The 21,543-nt window shown below is 56.6% G+C and carries 18 protein-coding genes and 1 tRNA gene; 6 read left to right on the top strand and 13 right to left on the bottom strand.

All coding sequences use genetic code 11. The features are described from left to right. Positions 1-36 precede the first annotated feature (36 nt). Positions 37-1,194: an RsmB/NOP family class I SAM-dependent RNA methyltransferase gene (locus tag GOX66_RS04675; protein WP_170760066.1), complete on the bottom strand. Its 1,158-nt coding sequence runs from the start codon at positions 1,192-1,194 to the stop codon at positions 37-39. A 91-nt stretch (positions 1,195-1,285) separates the two neighbouring features. Beyond that, complete coding sequence (guaB, locus tag GOX66_RS04670) at positions 1,286-2,734, bottom strand: IMP dehydrogenase (protein ID WP_170760064.1); 1,449 nt, start codon at positions 2,732-2,734, stop codon at positions 1,286-1,288. A gap of 217 nt (positions 2,735-2,951) precedes the next feature. On the opposite strand from guaB, the gene GOX66_RS04665 reads away from it, so the two are divergent. Next, entirely contained in the window at positions 2,952-4,994 is a 2,043-nt protein-coding gene (locus GOX66_RS04665) for an ASKHA domain-containing protein (RefSeq protein WP_170760062.1), read from the top strand. A 25-nt stretch (positions 4,995-5,019) separates the two neighbouring features. Then, positions 5,020-5,877, top strand: coding sequence for a class I SAM-dependent methyltransferase (locus tag GOX66_RS04660; protein WP_170760060.1), 858 nt, complete (start codon positions 5,020-5,022; stop codon positions 5,875-5,877). Between the two features lie 19 nt (positions 5,878-5,896). On the opposite strand, the gene GOX66_RS04655 is transcribed toward GOX66_RS04660, so the two are convergent. Beyond that, positions 5,897-7,489 carry a trypsin-like peptidase domain-containing protein gene (locus GOX66_RS04655; protein WP_170760058.1) on the bottom strand — a complete coding sequence of 531 codons (1,593 nt, stop codon included), beginning with the start codon at positions 7,487-7,489 and terminating at the stop codon, positions 5,897-5,899. A gap of 326 nt (positions 7,490-7,815) precedes the next feature. Here GOX66_RS04655 and GOX66_RS04650 point away from each other — a divergent pair, with 326 nt between their 5' ends. Together GOX66_RS04650 and GOX66_RS04645 are read left to right on the top strand one after the other, a co-directional pair. Beyond that, positions 7,816-9,663, top strand: a complete 1,848-nt coding sequence (locus GOX66_RS04650; RefSeq protein WP_170760055.1) for an adenylate/guanylate cyclase domain-containing protein — start codon at positions 7,816-7,818, stop codon at positions 9,661-9,663. A 732-nt stretch (positions 9,664-10,395) separates the two neighbouring features. Next, complete coding sequence (locus tag GOX66_RS04645) at positions 10,396-10,758, top strand: YybH family protein (RefSeq protein ID WP_170760053.1); 363 nt, start codon at positions 10,396-10,398, stop codon at positions 10,756-10,758. A 207-nt stretch (positions 10,759-10,965) separates the two neighbouring features. Here GOX66_RS04645 and GOX66_RS04640 read toward each other — a convergent pair whose 3' ends face one another. The 7 genes from GOX66_RS04640 to GOX66_RS04610 all read right to left on the bottom strand — a co-directional run bounded on the left by GOX66_RS04640 (position 10,966) and on the right by GOX66_RS04610 (position 16,412). Beyond that, on the bottom strand, positions 10,966-12,135 hold the full coding sequence (locus GOX66_RS04640; protein WP_170760051.1) for a DUF2652 domain-containing protein: 1,170 nt from the start codon (positions 12,133-12,135) through the stop codon (positions 10,966-10,968). 177 nt (positions 12,136-12,312) lie between these two features. Then, a complete protein-coding gene (locus tag GOX66_RS04635; protein WP_170760049.1) occupies positions 12,313-12,681 on the bottom strand; it encodes a hypothetical protein in 369 nt (122 codons plus the stop codon). 303 nt (positions 12,682-12,984) lie between these two features. After that, positions 12,985-13,058, bottom strand: a tRNA-Gly gene (locus GOX66_RS04630). A gap of 76 nt (positions 13,059-13,134) precedes the next feature. Then, positions 13,135-13,962 carry a polyphosphate kinase 2 family protein gene (locus GOX66_RS04625; RefSeq protein ID WP_170760047.1) on the bottom strand — a complete coding sequence of 276 codons (828 nt, stop codon included), beginning with the start codon at positions 13,960-13,962 and terminating at the stop codon, positions 13,135-13,137. 128 nt (positions 13,963-14,090) lie between these two features. Further along, entirely contained in the window at positions 14,091-15,152 is a 1,062-nt protein-coding gene (locus GOX66_RS04620) for a methyltetrahydrofolate cobalamin methyltransferase (protein WP_170760045.1), read from the bottom strand. 9 nt (positions 15,153-15,161) lie between these two features. Continuing rightward, entirely contained in the window at positions 15,162-16,088 is a 927-nt protein-coding gene (locus GOX66_RS04615; protein WP_170760043.1) for a methylenetetrahydrofolate reductase, read from the bottom strand. A 27-nt stretch (positions 16,089-16,115) separates the two neighbouring features. Then, on the bottom strand, positions 16,116-16,412 hold the full coding sequence (locus GOX66_RS04610; RefSeq protein ID WP_170741547.1) for a virulence factor: 297 nt from the start codon (positions 16,410-16,412) through the stop codon (positions 16,116-16,118). 240 nt (positions 16,413-16,652) lie between these two features. Between GOX66_RS04610 and GOX66_RS04605 the strand changes: the two genes are divergently transcribed. Beyond that, complete coding sequence (locus GOX66_RS04605; RefSeq protein ID WP_170760041.1) at positions 16,653-17,765, top strand: Ppx/GppA phosphatase family protein; 1,113 nt, start codon at positions 16,653-16,655, stop codon at positions 17,763-17,765. Then, the gene (locus GOX66_RS04600; RefSeq protein ID WP_170760039.1) at positions 17,765-18,481 is read left to right on the top strand and encodes an RlmE family RNA methyltransferase; all 717 of its coding nucleotides are present in this window, start codon (positions 17,765-17,767) and stop codon (positions 18,479-18,481) included. Before GOX66_RS04605 ends, GOX66_RS04600 begins: the two co-directional genes overlap by 1 nt. Before the next feature lie 2 nt (positions 18,482-18,483). Here GOX66_RS04600 and GOX66_RS04595 read toward each other — a convergent pair whose 3' ends face one another. The 3 genes from GOX66_RS04595 to GOX66_RS04585 all read right to left on the bottom strand — a co-directional run bounded on the left by GOX66_RS04595 (position 18,484) and on the right by GOX66_RS04585 (position 21,535). Beyond that, positions 18,484-18,672: a hypothetical protein gene (locus tag GOX66_RS04595; protein WP_170760037.1), complete on the bottom strand. Its 189-nt coding sequence runs from the start codon at positions 18,670-18,672 to the stop codon at positions 18,484-18,486. Positions 18,673-18,770: 98 nt separating this feature from the next. Next, the gene (locus GOX66_RS04590; RefSeq protein ID WP_170760034.1) at positions 18,771-20,672 is read right to left on the bottom strand and encodes a multiheme c-type cytochrome; all 1,902 of its coding nucleotides are present in this window, start codon (positions 20,670-20,672) and stop codon (positions 18,771-18,773) included. Then, entirely contained in the window at positions 20,669-21,535 is an 867-nt protein-coding gene (locus tag GOX66_RS04585; protein ID WP_170760032.1) for a YihY/virulence factor BrkB family protein, read from the bottom strand. The genes GOX66_RS04590 and GOX66_RS04585 overlap by 4 nt, the downstream gene beginning before the upstream one ends. Between the last annotated feature and the right edge of the window lie 8 nt (positions 21,536-21,543).

The raw sequence follows: 21,543 nt of genomic DNA, 5'->3' as shown, positions 1-21,543 counted from the left end.
CGAACACTCTCCCTAAGGTTGCTAGTCCCTGACGCGCTATCGCGTCAAGTGTGCAGTGAAGAATCCGTCTGTTCCGTGTGAAACCAGCCACGTTTTGCGAAATTGCTCTGACCATTTTGGGCTGGATCTTAAAAACGCATCCACGATTGTTCCGTTTTCATCATCCAGCATTGAACACGTCGCGTAGGCCAGAACCCCGGTCGAGGTGATCATCTGAGACAGCTTCTCCAAAATGTCGGATTGAATATTCGACAATTCGCTCAAGCGTGTTTCGGTCAGCGTCCATTTACCTGCAGGTGCACGCCGCCACGAGCCGCTGCCGGAACATGGTGCATCCGCGAGAACGACATCGAACGGTGCGCACTGTTCGAGATCATCCGTCGTTAAAATCGTGACACGTGCCCCGGCCCGCTCGGCCCTGGCAGGCAAGTCCCGCATCCGGCCCGCATTCACATCATGGGCAAACACCTCGACGCCTTGATGCGTAGCTAATGCCAGAGACTTTCCGCCGCCGCCCGCGCAATAATCCAGAACCCGCATTCCCGGTTGCAAATCCAGAGCATCGACAACAGCCTGGCTGGCTGCGTCCTGAAGCTCAACTAGACCATCCGCGTAAGCTTGACCCTGAGCAATTTTACGCGCCCCTTCAACAACTTCGAGCGCAGTGTTGCTAGCCGGATGCGTAATTGCCTCAATGCCATCATCATTCAATGCAGCTATGGCACCCGCAACATCAGATTTGATCAGGTTGACACGCAGGTGGACCGGAGCGCGCCTTTGCAGTGACTGCGCGACCGCAACTGTATGGTCCCCCAGCGAAGACTGAAACCTGGGCCATAGCCATTCAGGGATGTCATACCGTTCTGCGTCGGTCTCAAAATCCAGCCTTTGCTCGACGTCGGACACGACCGCAGGGGCATGACGGGCTCCCGTGAACAGCGTCTCAAGACCCTCACCCGCTGCTCGTACCGAGCCGATCATCAGCCCGCGCCCGGTTTCAGCCCCCCCGAGGGCCGCATAAGACCGTTTGCACCGCAACGCCGAGAACACATGGTCCCGCACCGCAGCACGATCCTTGGACCCGGCAAACCGACTGCGACGCGCCCATCCGGTCAGCGCCTTCTCGACTGGCGCGCCTGCCAGTATCTCATCAAGGATTTCAATCGAAGCCTGAATGCGTGCGGCCGGGGTCATCTCTATTCCGATGCTTTTTGGACTCAGTCGGGTGCGTTACAAATGCAAAACGGCGCCCGGGTCTGGGCGCCGTGCAATATCAAGAACTAAGTTACATCACTCTGTAGTTCGGGCTTTCGCGCGTGATCTGAACGTCATGCACATGGCTTTCCTTCAAGCCTGCGCCCGTGATTTTGACGAAATTGCAGTTCTTGCGCATCTCTTCGACCGTTGCGCAGCCAGTATAGCCCATTGCCGCGCGCAGACCGCCGACCAGTTGGTGCACCACGGCGCTGGCTGAACCTTTGTACGGCACCTGCCCCTCGATTCCTTCGGGCACCAGCTTGTCATTTGCCGCGTCCTTCTGGAAATACCGATCCGCCGAACCTCGGGCCATGGCGCCGAGGCTGCCCATACCACGATACGACTTGAACGAACGTCCCTGATACAGGATCACCTCGCCGGGGCTTTCATCGGTGCCCGCGATCATCGAGCCGACCATAGCGCAGGAGGCACCCGCCGCGATAGCTTTGGCGAAATCGCCCGAAAACTTGATGCCACCGTCAGCGATCACCGGAACATCCCCGGCCGCCGTCGCGCAATCCATGATCGCCGTCAGCTGTGGCACGCCGACACCTGCCACCATACGCGTGGTACAGATCGAGCCCGGCCCGATCCCAACTTTGATGGCGTCCGCCCCGGCATCAATCAGCGCTTTGGTCGCCTCGCTGGTGGCGACATTGCCTGCGATGATCTGGACTTCGTTCGACAAAGCCTTAACGCGCTTCACCGCCTCCAGAACGCCTTGCGAGTGCCCATGGGCGGTATCGACCACGACGATATCAACACCCGAGTCCACCAGCTGCTCTGACCGTTCGAACCCGGCATCCCCGACCGAAGTTGCCGCGGCAACCCGAAGACGGCCCAATCGGTCTTTGCAGGCCGTCGGGTTCAAAACGGCCTGTTCGGTGTCTTTCAACGTCAGCAGACCTGTCAGCTTGCCATCACCGTCAACCACCAACAGCTTTTCGATCCGGCGGGCTTTCATCAGGCTTTTGGCCTCTTCCAGGTCCGCAGGTTCCTGCAGCATCGCCAGATTGTCCGAGGTCATCATGACGTGGACCGGCGTGTCTTCCGAAGCTGCAAAGCGCATATCGCGGTTGGTCAAAATGCCAACCACGCGGCCTTCATCATCGACCACCGGAAAACCGGTAAAGTTATAGCGCTGCACCAAAGCCTTGGCATCTGCCAGTGTCTGATCGACCCGCAGCGTCACCGGATTGTAGACGATACCCGATTCAAAGCGCTTGACCCGCCGCACTTCGCGGGCTTGTTCATCCACCGTCAGGTTCTTGTGAATAACGCCTATTCCGCCGGCTTGCGCCATGGCGATGGCCATGCGCGCCTCGGTCACCGTATCCATTGCCGAACTGAGCAACGGGATGTTCATGGTGATTTCACGCGTCACGCGTGTGCTTGTATCCGCCGTTGCCGGCAGCACCGACGAGGCCGCCGGAACCAAAAGAACATCGTCAAAGGTAAGTGCCTCACGAATCTGCATCTGCTAACCCCATGCAAAACCCCGTTTGGCGGTGACCCTATTACATGGATTCAGGCTAAGGAAAAGCCCCTGCCCCAAACTAGTTTCCACCTTCAGACCGATACTGCAGCAAAAAACGACGCAACCCACGCAAAACGTGCCGCTGAATGCCCTTTCCCTTTGCGCGCAAACCCATATCTTGCCCGGCATACGCGCGAATACAAAAGGCAGGCCAATCATGACCACCGATCCCCTTGTTGTCTTTACTCCGTCGGGCAAACGCGGGCACTTCCCCGTGGGCACTCCGGTACTCACCGCCGCCCGGCAGTTGGGCGTCGATCTGGATTCGGTCTGCGGCGGACGCGGGATTTGTTCGAAATGCCAGATCACACCCAGCTTTGGTGAGTTTCCCAAGCACGGTGTGACTGCATCCGATGATGCCCTGAGCGAATGGAACGCGGTTGAACAGCGCTATGATGACAAACGCGGACTGAAACCGGGTCGCCGTCTGGGATGTCAGGCAACGGTTCAGGGCGACATCGTCATTGATGTGCCGCCCGAAAGCCAGGTTCACCGCCAGGTTGTTCGCAAGGCCGCCGCAGCGCGGGCGATCATCATGGACCCGGCAACCCGGCTGTATTTCGTGGTTGTCGAAGAACCCGACATGCACTCGCCCACCGGTGATCTGGAACGCCTGGAGCGTGCCCTGCGCCAGCAGTGGGACATTGACGCTGTCACCGCCGATCTGTCTCTGATGTCCAAGCTTCAGCCGGTCCTGCGCAAGGGGAAATGGGAAGTTACCGTGGCCGTTTACAAAGGCCACAAAGACGAAGTGGCCCGAATCGTCGAAATCTGGCCCGGGCTGCACGAACATGGACTGTATGGTTTGGCCATCGACTTGGGCTCGACCACCATCGCCGCCCATCTGACCGATCTGGAAACCGGTGAGGTCAAGGCGTCCTCGGGCCTGATGAACCCGCAGATCCGCTTTGGCGAGGACCTCATGAGCCGCGTCTCATATGCGATGATGAACCCCGGCGGCAATCAGGAGATGACCAAGGCCGTGCGCGAGGCAATCAACGATCTGACCACCTCAATCGCCGAGGAAGCCGGGATCGACGCCGAACTGATCGTTGAAACCGTATTTGTGTGCAACCCGGTTATGCACCACCTGCTGTTGGGGCTGGACCCGGTCGAACTTGGTCAGGCACCCTTTGCTCTGGCAACCTCTGAAAGCATATCCCTGCCCGCGCGTGAGATGGACCTGACCAAGATGAACCCGCGCGCGCGGGTCTATATCCTGCCATGTATCGCAGGCCATGTCGGCGCGGATTGCGCGGCCGTTGCCCTGTCAGAAGAGCCCGGAAAGTCCGAAGACCTCGTTCTGATCGTCGATGTCGGCACCAACGCCGAAATCCTGTTGGGCAACACCAGTCGCGTTTTGGCCTGTTCCTCGCCCACTGGCCCTGCCTTTGAAGGTGCACAGATCAGTTCGGGTCAGCGCGCCGCGCCCGGTGCTATCGAACGGATCGAAATTGATCCCGTCACCAAGGAACCCCGCTTTCGTGTGATCGGGTCCGAGAAATGGTCGGACGAGGACGGGTTCGATCAGGATGTCGCGACGACGGGCATAACCGGCATCTGCGGTTCAGGCATCATCGAAGCGGTCGCTGAAATGCGCATCGCCGGGTTGTTGGACGAAAGTGGCTTGATCGGGTCTGCCGAGCAAGCCGGCACCGCCCGCTGCGTTCCCGAAGGCCGCACCCACGCCTATCTGATCCACGATGCCAGCGCCGAGGGCGGCCCGCGCATCACCGTAACCCAGGGCGACATCCGCGCCATTCAGTTGGCCAAATCCGCGCTTTACGCCGGTGCCCGGTTGCTGATGGACGAAATGAACGTCGATACGGTGGATCGCGTGGTTCTGGCCGGAGCGTTCGGAGCCCATATCTCGACCAAGCACGCAATGGTTCTGGGCATGATCCCCGATGCGCCGCTGGACAAGGTCTCAAGCGCTGGCAACGCCGCCGGCACCGGCGCGCGGATCGCTCTGTGCAACATCGGGTCGCGGGCCGAGATCGAGCGCGTTGTACGCGAGATCACCAAAGTCGAAACGGCCATCGAGCCCAAGTTTCAGGATCATTTCGTCGCCGCCAACGCGATCCCGCACAAAACCGATCCCTTCCCGGAACTGGCGCAGGTTGTCACTCTGCCCTCGCCCACATTCAATACGGGTGGGGATGAGGAAAAATCTGGCCGCCGCCGCCGCAGGAGGTCATAGTCCCTTCATCAAACCGGGGGCAGTGATGCAAGTTGCGAACGAAGAACAGGCGGAATACTGGGGAAATTCGGAACCCGGTGCCAAATGGCTGACTTACGAAGATCAGCTTGATCATCTCATGGCCCCTGTGCTGAAGCTAGTATTGGACCGTGCCGGGCTTGCGCCGGGCATGGCTGTTCTGGACATTGGCTGCGGTACAGGCGTGAGCAGTCTGACCGCAGCCCGTCACGTCGGCCCAGGCGGGCGCGTTCTGGCGGCCGATATTTCGCAATCATTTCTGGACAGGGCCGCTGCGCGTGCTGCCGAAAAAGGCCTGAACAATACCGCTTTCCAATTCGCTGACGCGCAAACCTATGACTTTCCGTCTGGTCAGATGGATGCGGCGATCTCGCGTTTCGGCGTTATGTTCTTCGACGATTCCGTGGCTGCTTTTGCAAACATCGCCCAGGCGCTCAAGCCCGGAGGGCAGATGACCTTTGCAGCCTGGGGACCTCTCGACGAAAACCCTTGGTTCAAAATACCCCACGTCGCCGCCGTAAGTCGGTTGGGGCACCCCCCGCGGGTAGACCGTTACGCGCCCGGACCACTGGCATTTCACGATCTGGATCACGTCGCCGGAATGATGACAAAGGCCGGGCTGACGGATGTAAAGGCCGAAGCGGTAAATCTGGAACTGCCGGGCTTTGGCGGGATTGAGGGATCAGCGGCGTTGTGCGCGCGCGTTGGCCCGGCAGCGCGCGTAATCGCGCATTTCGAAGGAGATGACCAGGATTTGCTGGCCATTCAGCGCGCCGTTGGCGAGGAGTTCCGGCAATTCTTGTCCGATACGGACTTTCACATCCCGGCTGTCATCAACCTGTTTCAGGCGCGCCGACCTGAATAATTGCGGCGGTTACGCTGCCTTACTGACTTTTGGCCCCGCCCAGCAAAGCCTTGAGGTGTGACACCGGAACGCCAATGTTTGAGCCACCAAATTCAGGCAGGATCGCAGCATTGATTGCAACAACCTCTCCCCTCCGGTTCAGCGCTGGACCGCCGCTTCCACCGGACGTGGTTTCAGCATCGTAAACGACAGATCCCGGACTGGTTTGAGCAACGATGCCGCGGCTGGCAAGTGGCTGAATCTGGCTTTGATTGGAAAGGCGGGAAGCAATTGTCCAGAAATTAGCGGGGCCATCATCCTCCAGAGTTTCAAGAAAGTCCGGCCCGGCTTGCACGATCAAGGCCTTGAGACCGGTTGGATATCCCAGCAAGAAAACTTCTTCGCCTGCGCGTGGATGTTCATCCGCCAGCGGAACTCCAAGCCCTTGAACCCGCTCCGGGTCAACGGACAAAAGCGCCAAATCAGCCGTTTCGCTGAATTGATCCAACTCAGCCACTATGGGGGCGCTCTGATCGGGCAAATAGGCCAGCAGCCTAAGCATCACGGGTTCGAGACCTGCACTTTTCAGAGCCTGCTCTCTATCGCCGGTTGTCCAGGGCAACGCGACATGGCGGTTCGTGGCCATAAGCGGAATGCCCTGCAACAAAAAACCGGTGCCCGTGAACTGGAATTCGGCGGGTTCGCCCGTAGCATCCGGTTCGATCCAAGGTTGCCCAAACGGGGTTTGCAGTTTCTCTCCGTCCGGGCCAAGCACATGCCGCAACAGTTTGCCGCTTTCTAAATGCCGCAATCCGTAGGCACCCTGAATGAATGCAACCGATCGTGTTGAAGCGGTAATGACCCGTGTCGGTGCCCCGGCGCGCTGTTCAAGCGTTCCAATACGCTGCTCGGTCGACATTACCTGGTTTTCAAAAGCGCTCTTTAGGGCATTCAGGTCTTCCGGTGTAAGCGCGTCTTCGCGCGTTTGGGCAAGCATGACCGCGACCGCCTCGATCTTACCCGATTCCTGCCTGAGGCTGTCTGCAAGTCTCCGGTCATTCTGAAAGAGTAAGAACACAAAGCCCGCGATCAGAAACAGCGCGGCCAGAACGGAAATTCTGAACAAAACAGTGGTTTGTGATGCAAGCCGACGCCCACTGTCGCGCAGCGCGCCGGACATCCTTTTTGCGAACGGTCGACGGCTTGTGCGGGCATACGCATAGGCGTCACTCAAAATATCCTCGACCGTGTGATGCGTGGGAAACGAATGGCTGCATGTCCTGTACCGGGTCATCGGACCCTTTTCGCCGAACTCGATCACATCGCCGGGCTCAAGTGATGCCGAAACGGTTTTTTGCCCATTGACCCAGATATTTCGTCCAGACATAGCTTTTAGCGTGTAACCACCTTCCGTCCATTGGAGCGATGCAATGTCTTCATCATGAGGTGGCAAATCATCTTTCAGGCGGAGGCTCAGGGCGCGGCGCTCACCGACAGAGATGGTTAACGCGCTGTCGACAAGCCAAGCAACGTTTCCACGCGATGGTCCGGTCAGGCTTTCCAGAAAAGCATGCACGTCGCCTTCGCAATCTTCCTGTGATGTTCTCTGGCCGGTCTGATCTGGTTCCCGCATATTTATCCTCTGCGCAGCGGCGATAAGAACACCCTATCATGCATGGCCGAAAGCCGTCTCTCCGCAGGCGCGACGATTATGAACGGCCCTACACGCCTCAATGGAAAGAACTCAAAAAGTGGCTTCAAAACTTCGGTGGCTGGTAACGCCGGATTGAACGCGCTTCGCTGCAGGCTGTCTGGTCGGCCATGTCGGAAGCTCTGGCAGATGAGCCGTGATGCTTCTGGCTGTTCTCGCCATTAGGAAGCCATACTTTAAAAATTCAATAACTTATATATAATTGACCATAGGTAAATTTGAAGCGGCCTCGTTAGCGGGACGTATCAATGGGGGTCCTGAAAACAAAATCCAAACAAACAAGCGACAGCGATTGGCATGCCTCGATGTCGGTTGCGCTGGCGCTTGGGTTGGGTTTTTTTGTTTTGACGTCGGTTGCCGGTGTTTTGGGCGTGGGATTGGTCGTTGGCTACCGCAACACTTCGGAGTTGTTAACTCAAAAGGCGCAACTGATCATTGGCGCGCAACGTCACCAGGTCGAACGTTATCTGAATGCGGCCTCGGCTCAAATCGACTTCATCGCAAGTCGGATTACTTCCAGCGAGGTGGACGCGGACGGCTCAGAAGAGTTTGTGAGCCTGTTGTTAGGTGCTGTTTCAGCCACCCCCCAGATCCTGCGTATACAGTTCATTGACAGAAACCACGTCCTGACAGGGGTCGAACGCGTCCACGACGAGACTTTACCGATTTTTTTGAGAATCGGGGACGATGTTGACCTGCTGCACCTTGTAAAAGGTACAATTGAATCCGGTGAATCCCGTTGGGGCGACATCCTGTGGCGGGAAGAATACGGTCAGGCTGTGTTGAATTATCAAAAACCGGTCGTTCGACAAGGTCGGATCGTTGGCGTCCTGTCGGCATGGGTTTCCGTCGTAAAACTGTCTGAATTCCTGGCTGATCAGGAAATGGAATTCGGCGCAAATGTCTTCATGCTTTACGGCAGAAATGCCGTATTGGCGCATCCGCTTATGGCGTTTGGTTATGCCGGTCTGAATCGCTCGGCCCCTCTTCCGCAGCAGGATCGTTTTTCCGATCCGATTGTTTCGGCGATGTGGCAACCAAATGACCGTTTCAGTGTCGCAAAGTACTTTCTTACCGGGGCAAACACACGTTTTGTTGGTTATGCCGAATGGGAGTATGTCATTTTCTTCGACGAGTTATCTGATTATGGCGCCCTTCCCCTTACCGTCGCTACATATTTTGAAGCCCACGATATTATCGCGGAAGCGGCCCGGCTTAAATGGGCCATAGTGTTTTGCCTTGTTATGGCAGGTATCTCGGCGGGAACAGCAGCCCTGATCGGTCAGAAGATTGCAAAACCGGTTCGGCGACTTTCGGACAGCGCAAAACGCGTCCACGATCTGGATGTTTCCAACATCGCCGAAATCGAAGGATCTTTCTTCCGCGAACTGGACGAAGCAGCGCGTTCATACAATTTCATGCTCGATGGCTTACGCTGGTTCGAACTCTATGTGCCCAAGCGATTGGTGCGACAGTTGATGCGCCAGCATACGGGCAAGAAAATCGACTCATCTCATCGTGATGTCGTGATTATGTTCACTGACATTGTCGAGTTTACCGCACTTTCGGAACATCTGACTGCGCCTCAAACCGCGATGTTCCTGAACGAACACTTTGCCGGGTTGGCTGACTGTATCCAAAGAAACGGTGGCACGATCGACAAGTTCATCGGAGATTCCGTAATGGCGATCTGGGGTGCACTTGAACATCAGGACGATGCCGCTGATCTGGCGTGCAACGCAGCACTCGAGATTGCTCGGTGGATTGAAGAATATAACCAGCATCGGCGAGCCAGGGCGGAACTGACACATACCGTCAGGTTGCGGATCGGTATTCACATCGGTCGCGTGGTCGTTGGAAATATCGGAAGCGAAGGCAGGCTAAGCTATACCGTGGTCGGAGATTCCGTGAACGTTGCCCAAAGACTGGAAGAGGCCGGGCGCGTTTTGGGTAACATTCATTCCGAAGTGAACATACTTACCTCCAGCACTGTCCGGAGCGCACTGGTCAAACCGCTTGAGTTCGAACGCATAGGCGCACACAAACTACGTGGCCGGGAAGAGTTGGTTGAAATTTATTCGCTCAAATTAATGTAAGCTGACCTCGGGACAGCAAGCCCAGCTAAGTGATGCTGAGGTCTCGAATCAAAAAGCGCCATTTTTTGTTTCGTTACATGCGCTTAAAGAGGAAACTTGGAGCGGGCAGCCCGCTCCATGTTACTGTTGCAACATTTTGCAAATGACCTCTAGTCATCTGTCAGTGTTGGATTTTGTAAATTCGGGCTGTGGCCGGTTGTTGCAGTTTGTTGCAAATAAGCCCACCGCGAGTGTAGGGCATATATGGCTAGAGGCAGAAATCGCCTTTCCGCAACCCATTAAAGGAAAAAGGTAGCGGTATAGCGACGTTCAATTTGCTTCGCTCTGTCCGCTCGAGCCAAATAACTGTAATCTTAAATAAAAACTACATTTGAGAAGAATGTATAACGGCGGTTACATCGTCTGCGCGATACTGCTAATTAGGTTCGCTGCCCTCTGCTCGAACAAAGGAGCATTCTAGGGTCAGGACCCAAAAACAGACCCAATTTCAACGACTGCTTCGTACCAGAAGAGCCGACGTTCGGCAAAATCGAAGCTATATCCGCTATCGCAACAAAGCCGCCGTTCATCCTGTGGGTGAAGAACAGCGACATAATGGCTAAGGCCACCACAATTCATTTCCCGTATCTTAAGAGTTTCGTTGGGTAAACTTAGATTGGGCATCGTAGATGAGCATCGACTCAGGCTTCTGTGGTAGTCTGTGGACATAGCGGGATAACTCGGGAGGAAAAGATGTCGGATGTTGATACTGTAAAGGCACTCGACGCGGCCATAGTCGAAGGTATCAACGCAAAAGACGCAAGTAAAGCGACGGCGCCGTACGCCGAAGATGGCGCGGTCATGCCGCCGGGCGCGCCGACAATGTCAGGTCACGCAGCTATCCGCGAGTATTGGCAGGCAGCAATTGACGGGGGGCTGAACGACGTTGTGGCCAATCCAACCGCAGCACATATCAGCGGAGACTTTGCCGTTACGATGGGAACGCTGACGGGCTCGATGGGCGGGCAAGAACTCTCTGGGAAGTATATTCTCTACTTCCGCAAAGGCGACGACGGCTGGAAGGTTCAGCGCGACATCTGGAACTTCGACGCTTAAAATGAACCGAGCTGCCTAACAGTCGATACAACCCCCTTGCGCTGACGGACCGCGCCTGTGGTACATCGCCAACGCAACGAGGCAACGTGTTCACTATCTGCGCAGTCCTGCCGCCGGGTCGTTTCCTGCTACATCTACTTCGCGGTCAAAGCTGACCTCACACTGTTCAGTGTTGCGGCGTTCTTTCGACCTTCGGGTAGAATAGTGCTAATTGGATTGGCGGAGTTGCTCATTCATGTCGGCAAAAGACACAGCCCAGAACTCTGCCAAGAACGCGGAACATTCTTGTTCAGAAATTTCCGAACGCACGCCATCGGCATCGGTCGCCATACCCATTGTGTAGCGCAGCTCAGTGCCCGTGTTTGTTTTCGTCAGATGGTAGGTCTCAGGGAAGCTGATGTCTGGGCGCGCAGGGTCCAGAATGCGCGTCGAAAAATAATCAAAGGGTTCCCAATCTGTGACACGATAGAAAAATTGAGCCATTTCGTGCGCGCAATGATAGCCCGACCCCGGTCCAAGGCGTCCTAGGGGGTTTTCCATCTTGATATCGCTGACGCGGTTCATCCACTTCAGTTTGTGTTCGGGAGCGACGAGAGCTTCCCAAACGACCCCAATGGGGGCGTCGAAATGATATCGCAGGGTCCATACGCCATCCAGTTCTTCGAGGAATTCGCGTTGTCGGTCAGCACGCATTTTTTCCCATGATTTGGCCAAATCGTAGACCATCATGCGGACTTCACCAAAATGTTCGATGTCCTGCGAATAGGGCTCCATTATATCACTGATATCCATGGCGTTTGCGGCCGCTTCGCTGAACAAGGCATAGCTGCGAATGCTGGTGTTCTCAGCCACGTCTGTCTTCGTCATCCGGTGAACAAGAATGACATCGGATCCCGAAATGTCCTTAGTCGGGCCAAGCTGCATTTCGTCAAATTGGCCATGATGGGCGATGATTTTGAGGTCCAGGTTGCCGACATTGGCACAAGCTCGGCATGGGCATGTTGTGTTGGCGATTATTTCCTGCCGCCTGAGGGTAAATGCGTTGTACAGGTTTTCGCAGATGGTCAGAAACGTCTCGCCTGATGGGAAATCCTGGCGTGTCGAATATGCAAGGACAGCATCGCCTTCGGTTTTCCAAAAATGCAACGGATCGCCCACCTGCTCAATCAGAGCGGCCAGCAGCGATTGCAGGATAGGATTGGCATGGTCCATTTCCGAGGATGTCAGAAATTGTGTGTAACCCGATATATCTGCGATTAGCAGATACCCAGTGTGTGTTGCTGTCATCGTCCCCCTCCCCAAAGAGCGGCTGGTACGGTTTTTTGCACCTGTACTGGAAAGGTACACGCAAGCGACTGTCATGGCCAGACGGGCCAAAGAGCTCTCAATTTCAGATCGCCGTGAGTAACCGCTCAAATCGGCCCAATGCACCCCCAGCACCTAAATGTGTGGCAATGACCGGATAGGGCTCGTAGCGGTCATCTCACGAATTCTATCAGGCATTATGTGAGTCAGTGGCGTTTAGCGTCCGGTGAGCGGGAGAAAGCGGACGCCCTATTTCCTTGCCGTCAGGGTTAGACATTCCGCTAGAACAGTGAGGCCATCGTCATCGTGATAATGTGAATGCTCGGCAACAATCTCTCCGATCAGCCTATCTTGCTCAGTCTCGGATATTTCAGCCATGGTTTCGGACATCGGAGAACCTGCGGTAGCTCCGGCAATGAATGCATCCGGGTCAGGGTAGCGGGCGAATTTTACATCAATCGTGACATGCGCATCGCGGAAACCGGCTCCCGAGGCTAAATCGCGTAGTCGCTCGCGGTCACCAAGTGAATAGACCATTTCCCATGGCGCGATGGTGCCATCGCCGAAAAACCTGTCGAGCATTTTCGCAAAAAGCGGAGCCAATCGGAGAGCGGACAAGGCAGCCATTCAAAAGAACGACGACCTTGGGCAAAAAATAGTCTTGGAGCTACGCTTTCGAATGATAGTGTCCACTTTCTGGACATAGGGTTGATTGGTTGCAACAGCGGGATCCATTTTCCTCCCGAACGCACAATCTCAGTTTCGACTAACCTGAAAGTTCATAATTCAGGAGCGGTCTCTATCGCAAAACGGAAGACAAGCCAATCAGCGCGTATCAAAACTCAAATGTAGGGCAAAATGTGGAGCAGCTTCGGCTCCGTACTTTTTATTATTATTTTTAATATGGTTAGCGGAGTTTAATGGAGCGGGTAGCGGGAATCGAACCCGCGCGTTCAGCTTGGGAAGCTGACAGGCTACCATTACATCATACCCGCCGCGCTGTTTTGGATAGCACTCTGGCCCGATCGACTTCAAGAACCTTTCGGCGAAAGTCCGCACCCGTTTGATGGTTTACTCTGTCCGCGATCGCAGACTGTCAATCAGCGATTGGTCAACATCCAGAGCTTCACTCGCGGCATCCAAAGTTCGTCGATCCAAATGCTGCGGTGTCAGGTCGAGGTCTTTTGAGAATGTGTCAACTATCGCGCGCATTGCTTTGATTCGGGCATACTTTTTGTTATTCGCCGGAATGACATGCCAAGGTGCAATATCAGTGGACGTGCGCGCTAGCATTTCATCAATTGCTACTTCAGCATCGGCCCAACGCTCGCGATTGCGGAAGTCCTCGTAGGTCAATTTCCAGCGCTTTAACGGATTCCTCAGCCGTTCTGTAAAACGCTCCATCTGCTCTTCCGGAGAAATGTGGAAGAACAGTTTTACGATGCGGGTGCCGTCATCAACCAGCATACGCTCAAAATCATTTATCTCCCGATAGGCAGCCTGCCAGCGCTCCTCTGGCGTGAATTTCTCCAGACGCTCGACCAGAACCCTTCCGTACCAGCTGCGGTCAAAAGCCGATATTGCACCTTCCGGTGGCAGCCGCTCCCAGAAACGCAACAGGTAGTGGCGGTTCAGGTAGTAATTGCGTGGTGCACCGATCGGCCACACCTTGAAACTGCGAGGGTCCAGAGCCTGACTGATCCGACGTATCGTTCCCCCTTTTCCGGCGGCATCCCAGCCCTCAAAAACAAGGACGCCTTTGACACCATGGAACAGGAAGGCTTGCTGGATTATGGCAAGCTGGGCTTGCAGTTCGGCAAGTTGATTAAAGTACTCCTGCTTCCCCAGGCGCTTGCTGAGGTCGGCGTCCGACAAATTCGGCGGGTGATGTTTGCTCATCTGTTTACCTGAACCTTGCAATGGGAATTTCGCTATTGTTGCAAGCCGGTCAGGTTCCGACAATGATCAGTGTCAAAACGAATAAGGCCGGGCACATGGCCCGGCCTCTGTCTTCAGAGCGTTGTCTGTCAGGCGCGACGACGGCGACCACCGCCGCGACGGCCGCCTGCGGCACCGGCAGCGCCAGCCTCGTCAGGCGCTTTGTTGAACTTGATCCAGGCACCACCGTGCGGGTCGTTATTGGTCAGCAGGTTGGCGGCGCGGATGGCCTCCATTTCCTTACCGGCGCGCGGCTTGGTCGAGCCCAAACCGAACATCTGACAGAATGTCTCATCATCCATATCCGCAGGCAGGACGATGCCTTTGGCTTCAACTTCGGCTTTTTTCTCGGCCAGTTTCTTGGGACCAACCGGCAGCGCCACCGGGTTCATGATCGCCGAGGTCATGCCGGCGCCCATCGCCATTGGCAGGAAGGCGTTGTTGATGCCGTGACGGTTCGGCAGACCGAACGAGATGTTGGACGCGCCGCAGGTGGTGTTCACACCCAGTTCTTCCCGCAGACGGCGGACCAGAGCAAACACCTGCTGACCGGCAGTTGCCATCGCACCGATCGGCATCACCAGCGGATCAACGACAATGTCATGCGCGGGGATGCCGAAATCTGCGGCGCGTTCAACGATCTTCTTGGCAACCTCAAAGCGCACATCCGGGTCTTCCGAGATGCCGGTGTCGTCGTTCGAGATCGCCACAACCGGAACGTTGTACTTCTTGACCAGCGGCAGAACCATTTCCAGGCGCTCTTCTTCGCCCGTGACCGAGTTCAGCAGCGGACGACCAGCCGCGGCTTCAAGGCCAGCTTCTAGGGCACCGGGAACCGACGAGTCGATGCACAGAGGCACATCGACCAGACCCTGAACCAGCTCGACGATCTTGGTCATCAGCGGCGGCTCGGTCTCGTTCGGGTTGGGGTTCGAGTTGTAGACGACGCCCGCATTGATATCCAGAACGGTCGCGCCAGCGGCAACCTGAGCCAGCGCATCTTTCTCGACAGTCGAGAAATCGCCTGCTTCCAGTTCAGCGGCCAGCTTTTTACGGCCGGTCGGGTTGATCCGTTCACCAATAACGCAGAACGGTTCGTCAAAGCCCAGGATGGCGGTTTTTGTTTTTGATTCTACGACTGTACGGGTCATGTCCGATCCTTAGGAGTTTACGGGCTTTGCCGAAGCGCCGCCGTTATCGATTGCCCAGTTGGCGTTGGTCTTGATACCACCAAGCGGGAAGAAGTGTACATTGGTGATGTTGAAATCCGGATTGGCAGCCTTGTGGTTGGCCAGTTCGGTGATCACATCGGTCGGCTCATAGGGCAGCAACAGCTTGGACACATCCATCGCACGCTTTTGCAAAACCTTCAGCGACGGGCCCACGCCGCAGGCAATTGCGAATTTGATCAGCGTCTGCAGCTTGGCCGGACCCGCGATACCGATATGGACTGGCAGGTCGATACCGGCTGCTTTCAGATCGTCAGCCCATGCGATGATCGGTTTCGCATCAAACGCAAACTGCGTGGCTAGCGCCATTTCAGCGTCCGTAGTCTCGCTGAATTTCTGCTTCCAGCGCAATGCATCATCGACGTTCTTGGTCGAGCCGTCCGGATCAATATCCTTGTTGCCCTCAGGGTGGCCAGCCACGTTCAGACGCTTGAAGCCCGCCTTGTCGAACAGACCGGTCTCCAGCAGTTGCATCGAGCTGTGGAATTCGCCGTGTGGCTTTTCGACACCACCGGCCAGCAGCAATGCCTGATCGACGCCCGCCTCGCCCTGATACATGGAGATCCAGTTCTCCAGCGTCGCCGCGTCCTTGATGATCCGCGCCGGAAAGTGCGGCATAACCGGGTAACCTTCGGCCGCGATCCGCTTTGCGGTCTTGACCATATCCTCGATCGGGGTGCCCTCGATATGGGCGATGTAAACGCGCGTGCCTTCGGGCAGCAGCGCGCGGAAATCCTCGACCTTTTCAGCGGTACGCGGCATTACCTCGATCGAATAGCCCTGCAAGAAGGCTTCGACGGTCGGGTTTACCGGGGCCTTTTCGGCCGCATCACGTTTCTTGAAGTTCAGCAAAGCCATTGCGGCCTCCCACATTAGAATTTGGGCTTATGCCCAACCGTCGTTGGCGATCAGGGCTTTGACACGCTCCTGATCGTATTCCGTTTCAAGACGCACGGCTTCTGCCTCGGCGATTTCTGCCGGGTCACCTTCGACCGCAAAAGGCTCGGCCTTGCGCCACTCGGCCAGGTAGGCATCACTGTCTTTGGCGTTCACCTTCATGGCAGCACGGTCGATCGCTTGCTCGAACCGCTCTTCCAGCTGCCGCTTGGCACCTCGGCGACCTTTGCCGACGATGACCTGAGCGGGAATGTCGCGCCAGTATACGATGGTGACGTCAGGCATTGCCTTTGATTCCTCCTAACCAGATGGACCGGTTCTAGACTTCTATATGGGCCAAGGTCGGTCGATTTTCGACACAAGGCGTATTTCTAACGACGTTTTTGCCCACGGTGGGATACCGCGGTTGTAACGAACTCTTTTACGAATGCGCACATCAAAATTCTCATCACTATAATGAGCGTCTTGCGCGAACGAATTGGCCGACCTATGGTCGGGGTAACTCGAAAATCGGAGGGCGTTAAGATGGCGCCCAAGCGTCCCAAAGGTGCGGGCGCGTTCCCGAAGGCGGTCGAAAGCCCCGCGCCGGCAAGACCCGATCCAGATGCGTTGTATGCGGCGCTGGATCTGGGGACAAATAGCTGCCGCATGTTGATAGCGCAGCCCAAGGGCAGCGGGTTCCATGTGGTAGACAGCTTTTCGAAGTCTGTGCAGCTGGGCGCAGGCTTGGAACGGACTGGGCGACTGTCCCGGTCCTCGATGGCGCGCACGATTCAGGCACTGCGGATTTGTCAGCAAAAGCTGAAACGCAACAAGGTCAAACGGATGCGCCTGATCGCGACCGAGGCCTGCCGACGCGCCCGCAACTCACGCGATTTCATCCGGCAGGTAAAACGTGAAACCGGTCTGACACTGGAGATCATTCAGCCTGAGGAAGAGGCCCGTCTGGCCGTCATTTCCTGCGCGCCGCTGGTGTCGATCAAAACCGAACAATTGTTGGTCGTTGATATCGGCGGTGGATCGACCGAGCTGGTATGGATCGACATCTCTTCGGTACCGCGCCGGGACCGCCCGGCCGCGATTATGCGGTTGCACAACGGGTTTCACACCGCCGACAGCCCCTTTCCGGCGGCTAAAGTCGTGGATTGGATAAGCGTACCGCTTGGAGTGGCAACACTGCGGGATCAGTTTAACGATGTTGAGGACGACTCGGCCCGGTTTGCCCTGATGAGCTGGTTCTTCGAAGAAAACCTCGCCGATTTTGCCCCGTACAAAGACGAACAAGCCCGCGAAGGGTTTCAGATCGTCGGCACCAGCGGCACCGTGACGACTGTGGCCGCCTCTCATCTGGGACTGAAGCGTTATGACCGCACCAAGGTGGACGGTCTGCGCATGACCAGCGATCAGATTGACAAAGTGATACGGGGTTACTTAGAACTCGGCCCACTGGGGCGGCGGCGAGATCCGCGTATCGGCGATGACCGGCAGGCCCTGATCATGTCCGGCTCGGCCATATTGCAGGCATTGCTCCGTTGCTGGCCCACCGACCGCCTTTCCGTGGCGGACCGGGGGCTGCGCGAAGGTTTGCTTTATGCGCAAATGAGTGCGGACGGCGTATTGGAAGACGGACCGTTCTGATGGCGAAGACACCCACTGGCAAAAACACCTCGGGTCGCGGACAGCGCGACCTGAAGGTCAAGGTCAAAACTGCACGCGGGCGCAAGCTCAGTTCGACCCGCTGGCTCGAGCGGCAGCTGAACGACCCCTATGTGAAACGCGCGCAGGCCGAAGGTTATCGCGGGCGCGCGGCTTATAAGATACTGGAGCTGGACGACAAATTCCGTTTTCTCGTCCCCGGCGCACGTGTGGTCGATCTGGGTTGCGCCCCCGGTGGCTGGTGTCAGGTGGCGGTGAAACGTGTCAATGCTTTGGGAGAGCGGTCAGGCAAACGGATCGGCACTGTTTTGGGCGTTGACCTGCAAGAGATTGAACCCGTTGCCGGCGCAGAAACACATGTGCTGGACTTCATGGAGGACGACGCCGACCAGAAGGTCAAAGACTGGCTGGGCGGTAAAGCTGATGTGGTGATGTCGGATATGGCAGCGGCCTCGTCCGGGCATAAACAGACCGACCACCTGCGCATCATGGCCCTATGTGAAACGGCGGCTTACTTTGCCTTTGACGTGCTGGAAGAAGGCGGCACTTTCGTCGCCAAGGTTCTGGCCGGCGGCGCGGAAGGCGATCTGCAGAAGCTATTGAAACAGAAATTCGACAAAGTGGCGAATGTGAAACCGCCTGCATCACGCTCGGACAGTTCAGAGAAGTTCGTGGTAGCCACAGGATTCCGCGGCTAGCGTCAATCTCCAAGTGAGATCCGGTCGTCGGCGAGCACTTGTTCACGCAACGACGCAGCGGCGGTACGTTGCAGCAATAGCGCCTGACCGTGGTTGATGTATTCAGGCTTTCTGGCCTGAAGATCGGCAATCCGTTGGGTCAACGACAATGGTCGTTGCAGTTGCCATTTTTGAACCGTTTTTTCAGCCATGGGTCCCCTGCAAGTCGGGTTACGTTTCCACCTTGCCGTCATCGATAACCTGGAAGTTTGCCGTGATCGTGGCGCAAACCGGGCCGCGCCATGCCGTTTCAGGGGCCAAGTTGAGCCTTGAGCTGCAGCAATCCCGGGTCCTTTGGCAGTCGGGCCAGGCCCTCACGCAGCATCTCCCGCGCGGCCTCGGGGCCACGATTGATCTGAGCCAGCTGCACCAGCATGGGCCAGGCCTCGGCGCGCTGCGGGTCCAACGTGACAACCTCGCGGAACGCGCGCTCAGCAGCGGGCGCGTTGCGAAACGTCAGGGCCATTCCACCCAGAACCAGATGCGTTTCCGGAAAATCCAGACGATGCGAAATGGCCGACTGCCACTCGTCCATCCCCTGCCCGACAAGCGCTTGCTGTTCCGGGGTAAGGGCCTGCCCCGGTACGGTCAGGAATTCTTTTGCGGCTGAAATACGAACATTGCGCATCGGGTCGGACAACAAGGGTTCGAGGCGTTGCATCCGTTCGGGCAACGCGGCCTGACGTTGCAACGGCACCGCGTTGGCGCGAACCAAGGGGTCTTCGTCGGTCAGCAATGAGGCCGTTTTTGCAGCAACCTCGGCCGAGCCGAAGGGTTGCAGCAGGAAAGCGGCCGTGGCGCGCACGATCCCGGCCATGCCTGGGTCGGTCGCAATTCCAAGCAGATCGTCCGGCCCATCGGCTTGCCCGGTTGCGACCGCCTGAAACGCAGTCCCAAAATGCGCGCCCCTCTGCTCAGAAGCCGGAAACCACTGCTCAATCTGCTGCGCCGCCCAATCCTGATCCTGATCTTCATGGCAATCTGTGCAGGCATCTTCTCCCATTCCCATGTCAGGGCGGGGTATGCGGAAACTGTGATCGCGTCGGTCATCGACGCCCATATAGACGCGCTCGATCATGTGACAGGATTTGCACTGCGCACCATCGCTGTTTTCCGGGTGATGATGATGTTCGGGCGTATCGTAATCCCTTGCCGTCAACGAGGGAAAGTCCGGATTGGCGGCAACAGAATGGCACTGGGTGCAAACACCGTTCCCGTCAGCCTTCAGTTCCGCGCTATGTGGCTCATGACAATTCGTACACCCGACGCCTTTTGCATACATCTTGGATTGAAGGAACGAACCGTAGACGTAGACCTCATCCAAAATCTGGCCGTCGGGGTGATAGAGACCAGGGCGGAGCACTGCCAGGTTATAAGCGTCATGATAAGGGGTTCCGGGAAGCGGGTTGCCTTCCCCATGTGCCTCGCGCCGGGAATGGCAACCGGCGCATTGCTGGATTTCCGTCTCGGCTTGCCCTTTGCCCCAGTTCATGGTGAACCCGAATTCGTTCAGGTCGTCGGCAACGCTCTGCCCCTTGGTCCAGTCGATATGTGCCGAGCCGGGACCATGGCACGACTCACATCCCACTCCAATTTCCGCCTGAACCGAGCTGTAATTGCGCGTCTGTGCATCGTATTTCTTTTCAAACCCTGTGGCGTGACACTCGGCGCAGCGAGCGTTCCAGTTTTTGTATGGTCCAGTCCAATGCAGGCCGTCATCCGGTGGCAGATTCTGATCCGGATACAAATGATACCAGCGCTGTTGTTCGGTGTCCCAGACAACATCAAAACTCTGTAATCTGCCGGGTTCGGTTTCGAGCAGGTATTGCTGCAAGGGTTCAATGCCGACAACCGAGTGCACGCCGTAAAGAGTGGTTTCGCCGTCTTTTTCTGTCACGTGGGCCTGCAGTGCGTCGTCCGATCTGACGAATTCCACGGACATACCGTCATGATCAAAGCGCGTGCCGTCAAAATTCGCGGCAACGTGCCCTGCATCGACCTGCGTCCACGCCAGCGCATGATGGGAGGTTGACCATGCCTCTGCTTCCTCCGCGTGACAATCCACACATTGAGCAGAGCCGACATAGGCGGGGGATTGGGCGAATGCGTAAAAAGGCGCGAACAGCCACACCAATAGGGCTGCAAGTCTCACTGCGTGGCTCCTTCCGGGTCACTCTCCAGATCCATCAGAGCTCCGTTGTATTCGGCGCCAAGGATCAGTATCGCCGCACAAAGATACAAAAAGATCAAAGCAGCCATTACCCCTGCCAACCCTGCATAAGTGGCGCTGTATGTGGCAAATTGTGCGATATAGACCGAAAACCCCCACCCGCCTGCTGCCCAGAGCGCCAGCGTGAGCAGAACGCCCGGCAGAATCTGCCGTAACTTGTGGCGCCCCGTTGGCAGGATCAGGTGCGCCAAAACGACAACACCAGCAGGAACTGCCACCGTGAAAGTCCAGCGAAGCCGGTCCACGGATAACCACTCTGACACGTTCACATCCGTCTTTTCCGAGACAAGTTGCGTGTAGACCGGCAAAACAACTTCGACGGCTGCGATGATCAGAATGGTAATGCCCCCTATGATGACCAGGCCAAAACACAGCAACCGCGTTTTCCAGAAGGGCCAGCTGTCACGATCGTGATAGGCTTGGTTCATTGCCTTGCGCACGGCCATGACCCCATTCGAGGCGAAAAACACCGCCAGCAAACCGCCCAGCGTGATAACGCCGGAACCCGACTCGGCCAGAACGGATCGCAGTTCGGCCACGATCGGCCCTGCCACATCACTCGGCCAGGCACCGAAGATCAGTTCGATCAACTCGTCGGTGACATAGTCCTGCGACAATGCCCCGGCCAACGCCACGGTAAATAGGACAAAGGGGAACAGCGCCAGCATCAGCGACATGGCAACATGACTGCTCATGACAAAGCCGTTTTTGGCGTCAAAACGGACAACCGCCACCCAAAGCGCCTGAACAGGCCGGCCAAAAAAGGGAATCAATCGCACGCTCATCCCCAAAG

This window comes from Ruegeria lacuscaerulensis (assembly GCF_013031245.1).
GTDB classification, from domain to species: Bacteria; Pseudomonadota; Alphaproteobacteria; order Rhodobacterales; family Rhodobacteraceae; genus Ruegeria; species Ruegeria lacuscaerulensis_C.
This window is presented reverse-complemented; position numbering and strand designations above follow the sequence as displayed.